Annotated in this window: 8 protein-coding genes and 1 pseudogene; 1 reads left to right on the top strand and 8 read right to left on the bottom strand. The window is 72.6% G+C overall.

Features of this window, described 5'->3' with window-relative positions:
- Window positions 1-24: 24 nt before the first annotated feature.
- The 7 genes from ACFP3V_RS19335 to ACFP3V_RS19305 form a co-directional block, all read right to left on the bottom strand.
- A complete protein-coding gene (locus tag ACFP3V_RS19335; protein ID WP_380585079.1) occupies window positions 25-1251 on the bottom strand; it encodes a S53 family peptidase in 1227 nt (408 codons plus the stop codon).
- Window positions 1252-1622: 371 nt separating this feature from the next.
- Window positions 1623-2522 carry a PaaX family transcriptional regulator gene (locus ACFP3V_RS19330; protein ID WP_380585077.1) on the bottom strand — a complete coding sequence of 300 codons (900 nt, stop codon included), beginning with the start codon at window positions 2520-2522 and terminating at the stop codon, window positions 1623-1625.
- Window positions 2519-4945 carry a bifunctional salicylyl-CoA 5-hydroxylase/oxidoreductase gene (locus tag ACFP3V_RS19325; protein ID WP_380585075.1) on the bottom strand — a complete coding sequence of 809 codons (2427 nt, stop codon included), beginning with the start codon at window positions 4943-4945 and terminating at the stop codon, window positions 2519-2521. Before ACFP3V_RS19325 ends, ACFP3V_RS19330 begins: the two co-directional genes overlap by 4 nt.
- On the bottom strand, window positions 4942-6576 hold the full coding sequence (locus tag ACFP3V_RS19320; protein WP_380585073.1) for an AMP-binding protein: 1635 nt from the start codon (window positions 6574-6576) through the stop codon (window positions 4942-4944). The genes ACFP3V_RS19325 and ACFP3V_RS19320 overlap by 4 nt, the downstream gene beginning before the upstream one ends.
- Window positions 6573-7502: an acyl-CoA thioesterase gene (locus ACFP3V_RS19315; RefSeq protein ID WP_380585071.1), complete on the bottom strand. Its 930-nt coding sequence runs from the start codon at window positions 7500-7502 to the stop codon at window positions 6573-6575. Before ACFP3V_RS19315 ends, ACFP3V_RS19320 begins: the two co-directional genes overlap by 4 nt.
- A complete protein-coding gene (locus ACFP3V_RS19310) occupies window positions 7502-8005 on the bottom strand; it encodes a cupin domain-containing protein (RefSeq protein ID WP_380585069.1) in 504 nt (167 codons plus the stop codon). Before ACFP3V_RS19310 ends, ACFP3V_RS19315 begins: the two co-directional genes overlap by 1 nt.
- Window positions 8006-8051: 46 nt before the next feature.
- A complete protein-coding gene (locus tag ACFP3V_RS19305) occupies window positions 8052-8867 on the bottom strand; it encodes a fumarylacetoacetate hydrolase family protein (RefSeq protein WP_380585067.1) in 816 nt (271 codons plus the stop codon).
- Window positions 8868-9005: 138 nt separating this feature from the next.
- Between ACFP3V_RS19305 and ACFP3V_RS19300 the strand changes: the two genes are divergently transcribed.
- Window positions 9006-9440 carry a RidA family protein gene (locus ACFP3V_RS19300; protein ID WP_380585065.1) on the top strand — a complete coding sequence of 145 codons (435 nt, stop codon included), beginning with the start codon at window positions 9006-9008 and terminating at the stop codon, window positions 9438-9440.
- Between the two features lie 60 nt (window positions 9441-9500).
- Here ACFP3V_RS19300 and ACFP3V_RS19295 read toward each other — a convergent pair.
- Window positions 9501-9727, bottom strand: a pseudogene (locus ACFP3V_RS19295) (DNA topoisomerase IB); the annotation flags it as partial.

Below are 9727 nucleotides of genomic sequence, written 5' to 3'. Positions count from 1 at the left end.
CCATCGGTGGTCCCGGTCGGCGGGTCAGCCCGTGAAGGCGGTCAGGCCGTTCGGGGTACCGAGGCCGGTCGGGCCGTCGTAGCCGGTCTCGGCCGAGCACAGGTAGGCCGGGGAGCAGCTGGCCGTGGCGCCGGTGGTGACGTCGTTCAGCGCGCCCGGGTTGGCGTAGGCCTTGGCGGCCGGGACGCCCGAGTGGCTGCCGGCGTCGGCGTACACGCCCGCGACCAGCGGGGCCGCGACGCTGGTGCCGCCGTAGACGGTCCAGCCGGTGCCGCCGTAGGTCTGGTAGACGGCGACGCCGGTGGCCGGGTCGGCGACGGCGGAGACGTCGGCGACGGTGCGCTTGGCGCAGCCGCTGTCGGTCTGCCAGGTCGGCTTCGGCTCGTAGGCGGAGCAGCCGGAGCCGGCGCCCTCGGTCGAGGAGGTGGACCAGACGCTCTCGCTCCAGCCGCGGGCGTTGGACGCCTTGCTCAGCGAGGTGCCGCCGACGGCGGTGACGTAGGGCGAGGCCGCCGGGTACTGGACGCCGTAGCCGCTGTCACCGGAGGAGACGGTGATGGCGATGCCCGGGTGGTTGAAGTAGGTGCTGTCGTAGCCGGTGTCCGAGGAGGACTCGGAGCCGCCGTAGCTGTTGGAGATCTCGGTCGCCCCCAGGCGGGCGGCGGTGTTCACCGAGGCGCCCAGATTGGTCATGCTGGCGCTGGTGGCCTCGACCAGGATGATGTGGGCGTTCGGAGCGATCGCGGAGACCATGTCCAGGTCGAGGGAGATCTCCCCGGCCCAGCTGGTGCTCTTGCGCGGGTAGCTGGTGCCGCCGCTCTGGTCCACCTTCTTGAAGCAGCCGTTGGCCGTGGTGCAGGCGGGGAGGCCGTACTGGGAGCGGTAGGTGGCCAGGTCCGACTCCGCGTTGGGGTCGTCGTAGGCGTCGACGATGGCGACGGTCTGCCCGGCGCCGCCGTTGGCCGGCAGGCTGTAGGCGCTGAGCAGGTCGCTCGGCCCGTACCCGGACGGGGTGGCGTTGGGCGTCACGCCCTTGGCGTTGACGTGCTCGACGGTGCTGGTCACGTGCAGGGCGTTGCAGTACGCGTGACCCGGCGTCAGGTCGACCGCGCAGGCGCGGGACCAGGTGACGCCGTGGCCGGCGGCCTGCGCGGGCATCGCCGCGAGGAGACCTGAGGTGGCCAGGGCGGCGGCGCCGAGCAGGGGCATGGCGGCGCGACGGGCGGTGGCGGCTATCGGGGTGGTGCGCAACGAACTGCCTCCTGAGAAGGGTTGGTCAAGGGGCGGAGCAGGTGCGACCGCGAGGGACGGCCGAAAGGCCGTCCCCTCGTGGGGGTTTGTTGCCTCCCCGATCCGGGGTGGCAATGGCCCCGGACGCTAGCGAGGTTGATCACCACAGGACAAGAGGGTGTCGCCGGGTCGAACCCCTGGTTAAGAACTGACCGCCCGTCACCTCTCCGCGCGTCAAGGCCGGAACCGGCGCTTCCGGTCGCATGCGATCAAGTGGTGCGACGCGTGCGGATTCTTACCTTCCGGTCGAGGCCCCGCCCCTGTTTCAGTCCCGCTCGCGCGCTGCGCGGTCGGGAGGGTCCGCCGGTCGCGGGTCGGGCGGCGGCGGTTCGTCAACGAGAGCGCGGTGTCCGGCCGTTGGCACCGGCGGCTGCTGCGGCGGCGCGGGGCCGGGTGTGCCAGTAGGCGGCGGCGTGGGCCAGCGCGCGGCCTTCGAGGGAGGCGACCAGGCGCTCGAAGAGGCGGACGGCGGCGGGGCCGTTCCAGGCCGGGGTGAGCACCTCGGGCGGCAGGCCCGGGTCGCGGAACGGCAGTTTGCGCCAGTGGTCGACCACCGACAGGTAGGTGATGAAGGCGTGCCTGCCGTCCACATGGTCCGCCCTGGCGAGCCGGTCGGCCTCGGCCGCGTAGTCCGCGATGAACTCCTGGTAGCGGCGGTCGATCCCGTCGAGGTCCCAGCCGTTGCGGACCATGGCCGCCAGGTCCTGCCCGGCGGCGTAGGCGCCGACGAAGACCGCGCACTGACCGGTCAACTCCAGCTCTTCGATGGCTCGTTGGGCGGAGGACAGCATCCGCGCGGGCGCGATCCAGACCGCGGACCCGATGTTGCCGAAACCGAGCGAGGTCAGGTGGGCGGTCAGCTGGTGCCGCTTGGCACGGGCGGACTCCGGCACCGAGAAGTTGACGAGGCACCAGCCGTCGCCGAGATCGGCCGGCTGCCGCGCGTGCCAGATGACCTCGTCGCCGGAGGCGAGCGCGTCCAGCGCGGCGGGGGTCAGCGCGTACCCCCGCACGCCCGCGCGGGACTCGGGCTCCAGCCAGCCGCGCTTCTTGAGACGGAAGACCGCCGTGCGGACGCTGGCCGCGTCCAGGCCCGACTCCGCCAGCAGCTCCACCGTGCCCGCGATGGGCATCCAGTTGCCCATCTTGCGCACGATCGCGCCGAGGAAGCTCACCAGCACCGTCCGGGAACGGCCTGCCGCGGCGGGTCTGGTCTCCTTGCTCTCGCTCATCGGACCGAGTATGGCGGACGCTCCAGCGCCGATGATCGCGGGGCCGGGTCGGCGGTCCGCTGCGGCGTCCACCGCAGGTGCACCGCGTTCCCCGCGGCCCCCGCGCCCTCGCGCAGCAGCGACAGCCGCGGCGGGATCCGGTCGGTGCGCGAGGCAGGGGGCTTGCGTCGGCCCGCCTCCCATTGCACAGGCCACTGCGCGCCCGCACCCCGGTACTCCTGCTCGGCGGCCGCCTGCAGCGTCCACTGCGGGTTGTACAGGTGGGTGCGGCCGAGGGCGCACAGGTCCGCGCGGCCAGCCAGCAGGATGGAGTTGACGTCGTCGTAGGAGGAGATGGCGCCCACCGCGATCACCTTCACGCCCGCCGGTCCGGCCACCCGGTGCCGGATCTTGTCGGCGAAGGGCGTCTGGTAGGAGCGGCCGAAGGCCGGCTGCTCGTCCTTGGTGACCTGGCCCGAGGAGACGTCGATCGCCGCCGCGCCGTGCGCGATGAAGGCGCGGGCGATCTCCACGGCGTCCTCGTCCGTGTTGCCGTCCGGGACCCAGTCGGTCGCCGAGATGCGGACGGTCACCGGGATCCGGTCCGGGACGGCGCGGCGGACCGCGTCGAACACCTCCAGCGGGAACCGCAGCCGGTTCTCCAGGCTGCCGCCGTACTCGTCGGTGCGCCGGTTGGCGACCGGGGACAGGAAGGACGACAGCAGGTAGCCGTGCGCGGCGTGGACCTCGACCAGGTCGAAGCCCGCGGCCACCCCGCGCTCCGCGGCGGCGGTGAAGTCCGCGACGACCTGGTCCAGGTCCGCCCGCGTCGCCTCGCGCGGGACGTGGCAGCCGGGGCCGTAGGGCAGCGCCGACGGGCCGATGACCTCCCAGTTCCCCTCCGGCAGCGGCTCGTCCATGCCCTCCCACATCAGCCTGGTCGACCCCTTGCGCCCGGAGTGGCCGAGCTGCAGCCCGATCCTCGCGGTCGCGCGGGCGTGCACGAAGTCGGTGACGCGCCGCCAGGCGTCGCGCTGCTCGTCGGTCCACAGGCCCGGGCAGCCCGGCGTGATCCGTCCCTCGGGGGAGACGCAGACCATCTCGGTCATCACCAGGCCCGCGCCGCCCAGCGCCTTGGAGCCCAGGTGCACCAGGTGGAAGTCGCCCGGCACGCCCTCCACGGAGCAGTACATGTCCATCGGGGAGACGATGACGCGGTTCTTCAGCTCCAACTCCCCGATGCGGACCGGCTGGAACATCGCCGGGGCCACTTCGGCGGACCGCTGGCTGCGCGCGAACTCCCGCTCCATCCGGGCGGCGAAGTCCGCGTCGCGCTCCTTCAGGTTCTCGAAGGTGATCCGGCGCGAGCGGGTCAGCAGGTTGAAGACGAACTGGGCGGGCTCCTGGTCGGCGTACATGCCGATGTTCTCGAACCACTCCAGCGACGCCTGGGCCGCGCGCTGGGTGGACTCGACAACCGGCTTGCGCTCGGCCTGGTACGCCGCCAACGCCTCGGCCACGCTGGGCCGTTCGTGCAGGCAGGCGGCCAGCGCGAGCGCGTCCTCCATGGCGAGCTTGGTGCCGGAGCCGATGGAGAAGTGCGCCGTGTGCGCGGCGTCGCCGAGGAGCACCACGTTGCCGTCGTACCAGCGGGCGTTGCGGACCGTGGTGAAGTTCAGCCATTTCGAGTTGTTGGTGAGGACCTGATGGCCCTTCAGCTCCTCCGCGAAGATCTCGGCGATGCGCGCCACCGCGTACGCGTCGGACGCGCCCGGCGGGAGCGCCTGGTGCTCGGTCCGGTCGAAGCCGGCGCGGCGCCAGACGTCCTCGTGCATCTCCACGATGAAGGTCGAGCCGGCCTCCGAGTAGGGGTAGCCGTGGATCTGCATGGTGCCCCACTCCGTCTGCTTGACGAAGAACTGGAACGCCTCGAAGACCAGGTCGGTGCCGAGCCAGATGTACTTGTTGCGCCGCGGGTCCAGCGACGGCCGGAACACGTCGGCGTACTTCGTGCGCACCGCGGAGTTGACGCCGTCGGCGGCGAGCACCAGGTCGTGGGAGGCCCGCAGCTGGTCCACATCCGGGGCCTCGGTGCGGTAGTGCACGGTGACGCCCAGCTCGGCGGCCCGCTGCTGCAGGATCTGCAGCAGCTCCTTGCGGCTCATCGCCGCGAAGCCCTGGCCGCCGACGGTGAACCGGTGGCCGTTGAACTCCACGTCGATGTCGGTCCAGCGGGCGAACCGGCTCTCCATGGTGGCGTGCACGACCTCGTCCGCGTTGTCGATGCCGCTCAGCGTCTCGTCGGAGAAGACGACGCCGAAGCCGAAGGTGTCGTCGGGCGCGTTGCGCTCCCAGACGGTGACCTCGTGCGCCGGATCGAGCTGCTTCATCAGCGCGGCGAAGTACAGTCCGCCGGGGCCGCCGCCGACGATCGCGATCCTCATGACGTTCCCTCCACGATCCGGCGGAGCTTGAAGTGCTGCAGCTTGCCGCTCGGATTGCGCGGCAGCGCGTCGATGAAGCGGATCTCGCGCGGATACTTGTACGGCGCGATCTGCTGCTTGACGTGGTCCTGGATGGACCTGGCGGTCGCCGCGTCCGCGGCCGCCCCCTCGCGGAGCACCACGAACGCGCAGACGACGGAGCCGCGTTCGGCGTCGGGGGCGGCGACCACGGCCGACTCCACGACGTCCGGGTGGGTGTCCACCGCGGCCTCGACCTCGGGGCCGGCGATGTTGTAGCCGGAGGACACGATCATGTTGTCGCTGCGGGCCCGGTACCAGAAGTAGCCGTCCGCGTCGCGGGTGAAGGTGTCGCCGGTGACGTTCCAGCCGTTCACGACGTAGTCGGCCTGGCGCTCGTCGTCCAGGTAACGGCAGCCGACCGGGCCGATGACGGCGAGCCGTCCCTCGGCCCCCGGCGGCACCTCCTCGCCGTCCGGGCCGAGGACCGTGGCGCGGAAGCCGGGGACCGGGCGGCCGGTCGCACCGGGGCGGATGTCGTCGTCCGCCGCCGAGATGAAGATGTGCAGCATCTCGGTGGCCCCGATGCCGTCCACGACCCGCAGGCCGACCTCGTCGCGCAGCCGCTCCCACACGTCCGGCGCGATGTGCTCGCCGGCGCTCACCGCCACCCGCAGGCCCGAAAGCTGCTGCACCCGGCCGGACTTGACGATCTGCTTGTACGCCGTCGGCGCGGTGGCGAGCACGGTCACCCCGTGGTCGGCCACCAGCTGGGCCAGTTCCGCGGGCGTCGCCGTCTCGGTCAGGAACGCGCAGGCGCCGGCCCGCAGCGTGAAGACCACCAGCATGCCGAGGCCGAAGGTGAAGGCGAGCGGCGCGGTGCAGGCCACCAGGTCGTCGGGGCGCAGCCGCAGGGTGCACCTGCCGAAGGTGTTGTCGATGGACAGCAGGTCGCGGTGGAAGTGGACGGTGACCTTCGGGACGCCCGTGGTGCCCGAGGTGGGGCCGAACAGCGCCACGTCGTCCGCGGCCGTGTCCACCGCGGTGAACCGCCCGGACTTGGCGGCGGACCGCCGGCTCAGGTCGCCGTCCGCGGCGCCGCCGTAGCCGACGACCACGAGGTCCGGTGCGACGCCGTCGCGGACGGCGAGGACCTCGTCCAGGAACCGGTGGTCCACGAGGGCGACGGCCGGCCGCGTCTTCTCGACGACCGGCGCCAGCTCCCGGGCGCGCAGCGCGGCCATGGTGGTCACGACGATGCCGCCGGCCTTGAGCACGCCCAGCCAGGCCGCGACGGTCCAGGGGTTGTTGGGGGAGCGCAGCAGCACCCGGTTGCCCGGCACCAGGCCGAGATCCTCGGTGAGCACCTGGGCCACCTGGTTGGCGCGCAGCCGCAGCTCGCCGTAGCTCCAGACCTCGCCGGCGGGCGTGCGCAGGGCGGGCCGGTCGGGGCCGAGGGCGTCCGCCTGACGGTCGATCAGCTCCACGGCGGCGTTGAGGCGTTCGGGGTACTGCAGCAGTTCGGTGGTGAACTCCAGCACCGGCCACAGCTCGTCGGGGGGCAGGTGGTCGCGCGCGAAGGTGTCGGCGTACCCGGACGGTGACAGCTTCATCTGGTCCCTCCCTGGGAGGCGCGGATCATCCCCTCCTGGGCCACGGTGGCCAGGTGGATGCCGTCCGGGGTGAAGAAGCGGCCGGCGCCGAGGCCGCGACCGGCCTCCGCCGCGACCGCCTGCTGGGCGTAGAGCAGCCAGCCGTCCAACGCGCCAGCCCGGGGCGGGCGGTGGAACCACATCGCGTGGTCCAGGCTGGCGGTGACCAGTCCCGGCCGCGCCCACGGCAGGCCCAGGACGCGCAGCACGGGCTCCAGGATCGTGTAGTCGCAGACGTAGGCGAGCGCGGCGGCGTCGCGCTGGGCGTCGGTCAGCCCCTCGACCGGCCGCAGGGCGTCGAACGGCCGGACCCAGACGGCCTGGTGGGGCTGCGACTCCCCGTCCACGGTCAGGTAGAGGGGGCCGGGGACGTGCCGCATGTCGAAGCTGCGTCCCGAGGACCAGTAGGCCTTGGAGACTGCAGTCATCGTGCCGCCGGAGCGGTCCGCCAGGTACTCGGCGGAGCTGGGCAGCAGTTCCGGGTCCGCCAGTCCGGCGGCCCAGTCGGGCAGCTCGCCGGACCAGCTCGAACCCGCCTCCCCGGCGGCGAAGTTGGCCAGGCAGACGTAGAGCGGCTTGCCGTTCTGGTAGCCGCGCACCTGGCGGGTGGCGTAGCCGCGGCCGTCGCGCAGCAACTCGACCTCGTAGCGCACCGGTTCGCCGATCTCGGCCGGGCGCATGAAGTAGGAGTGCATGGAGTGCAGCGCCTTGGCGTCGTCCACGGAGCGCATGGCGGCGGCCGCGGCCTGGGCGACCAGGTCGCCGCCGTAGGCCTTGGGCCAGGGGCAGGGCTGGGTGACCGCCGTGAAGGCGAGGTCGAAGTGCTCGGGCTCGGCCGGGGTGAGGGTGACCGCGGCGCTGAAGTACTCGGAGGTGGTGTCGGTCATCAGGGCCGGTCCAGCCAGTGGCGCAGGTCCGCGTCGGGGACCTCGGGGAGGTTGACCACGATGTTCTCCGGGGTGCGGGTGGTCATCCAGGTGAGCGGCCTGTTGCGGTCCAGGTTGCACTCGACGTGGGGCATGAACGGCGGGACGAAGACCCAGTCCCCCTCGGACATGTCGATGTAGTCCTCGAACCGGGCGCCGAAGTAGATGCGGGCCCGGCCGGAGAGGACGTAACCCCCGGTCTCCGCCTCCCCGTGGTGGTGCGGGACGGAGCGGTAGCCCGCCGCGTTGCTGACCTTCCCGAACCAGAGCCGGGTGGCCGGGGTGTGCTGGATGCTGACGCCGGAGATCCGGGTGGCGCCCGCGGACTGCCCGGTGTCGCCCGGCTCGCTGCCGGCCCGGGTCACCACCGGCACGACCAGGCCGCTCTCGGTGGCGTACATCGAGTTGTCGCCGTCGAGGACGTACGAGCTGTAGTCGGCGGCGCTGCCGGGGGTGGGGTCCATGGAGGCTCCTCCTCGTGCGTGGGGGGTGCGGGGGCGGGGTACCGCGTCAGCCCTTGAGGCGGACGGTGTTGCGCAGGGCGCCGATGCCGGCGATCGCGGTCTCGACGACGTCGCCGTCGGCGAGGAAGCGCTGCGGTTCGCGGGCCGTGCCGACCCCTCCGGGCGTCCCGGTCAGCACCAGGTCACCGGGGCGCAGCACCGTGAACGTCGAGATGTAGGCCAGCAGTTGGGCCGAGTCGAAGACCAGGGTGCGAGTGCTGTCGCGCTGCACCTCCTCGCCGTTCACCCGGCAGACGACGTCCAGCCCGGCGGCCGGGTCGATCTCGTCCGGGGTGACCACGACCGGGCCGACCGGGCAGGAGCCGTCCCAGGCCTTCCCCTGGAACCACTGCAGCGTCCGGTACTGCCAGTCGCGTACGGAGATGTCGTTGGCCACGGTGTACCCCGCGATCCCGGCGCGGGCGGTGTCCGGGTCCGCGTGGCGCAGGGTGGCCCCGACGACGACGGCGAGTTCGGCCTCCCAGTCCACCTGCAGGCCCGGCGGCAGCACGACGTCGTCGGCCGGGCCGGTGAGCGTGTCCGCGTACTTGGCGAACAGCGTGGGGAAGGACGGGAGTTCGCGTCCGGTCTCGCGGATGTGGTCCGCGTAGTTCAGGCCGCAGCAGATCACCTTGGCCGGGGCGGGGAGCGGCAGCACCGGGACCGCGCCGTCGAGCGCGGCACCCGCCAGGCCGGCCGCCCGCGCCACGCCCTGGGCCGCCAGGAAGGCGGACAGGTCGGTGGCCGGCAGTGCCCGCCACACGTCGTCGATGAGAACGGCGGCGGTCGTGCGGTCCGCGTGGCTGACTGTTGCGAGGCGCACCGGGCGCTCCTTCCGCTGAGCCGCCGCTGCCGCTGTCGGCGCGGCGCTGTATTTCATTATTTCTACGAGCGTCAGAAGAGTGTCAATAGATGCTACGGTGGCGGCGACCCGACCCCCTCGCGCGACGCAGGAGTCCCGATGGCGACCTTCTCGGCCCCCGTTCCGGTCAATCCGCCCTCGCTGCCGAAGCCCAGCGGCTACTCGCACGGGACGCTCTGCGGCAACACGCTCCACCTGGGCGGCCAGACGGCCCTCGACCAGGACATGAAGATCGTGCCGGGCGGCATCGTGGCGCAGTTCCGCCAGGCGTTCGGCAACGTGCTGGCGACGCTCGCGGAGGCGGGCGGGATCCCCGAGGACCTGGTGAGCATCACCATCTACCTGACCGACATCCCGGACTACCAGGCCCACGGCAAGGAGATCGGCGAGGTCTGGCGCGAGCTGGCCGGCCCGGTCTATCCCGCGATGGCGGGCATCGGCACGACCGCGCTGTGGCAGCCCGAGGCCATGATCGAGATCGTGGGCGTCGCGGTCATCCCGGACGAGCGCCTGATCCGGCCCGCACAGTCCTGACCGGCGCCGGGCCGGTCGAGCCGGCCGCCTTCGGCGGTCCCCCGTTCAGCCTGCCCCCGTTCAGCCTGTCTCCCCGCCCAGCAGGCGCAGGACGGCTTCCTCCACCGGGCCGTGGGTCGCCGGGAGGCCCGCCCCGGCGTCCGCGCCGATGAGCGGGAGCGAGTCCGCGATGGTGCGCCCCTCCTCGAAGAGCTCCACCACGCGCGGGTTGATGTACGAGCCGCGGCAGACCGCAGGCGTGTTGCCCAGGTAGTCGGCGACCTCGCGCACGGTCCGGGCCACGGCTC

The organism is Streptacidiphilus monticola (assembly GCF_042658505.1).
GTDB classification, from domain to species: Bacteria; Actinomycetota; Actinomycetes; order Streptomycetales; family Streptomycetaceae; genus Streptacidiphilus; species Streptacidiphilus monticola.
This window is presented reverse-complemented; position numbering and strand designations above follow the sequence as displayed.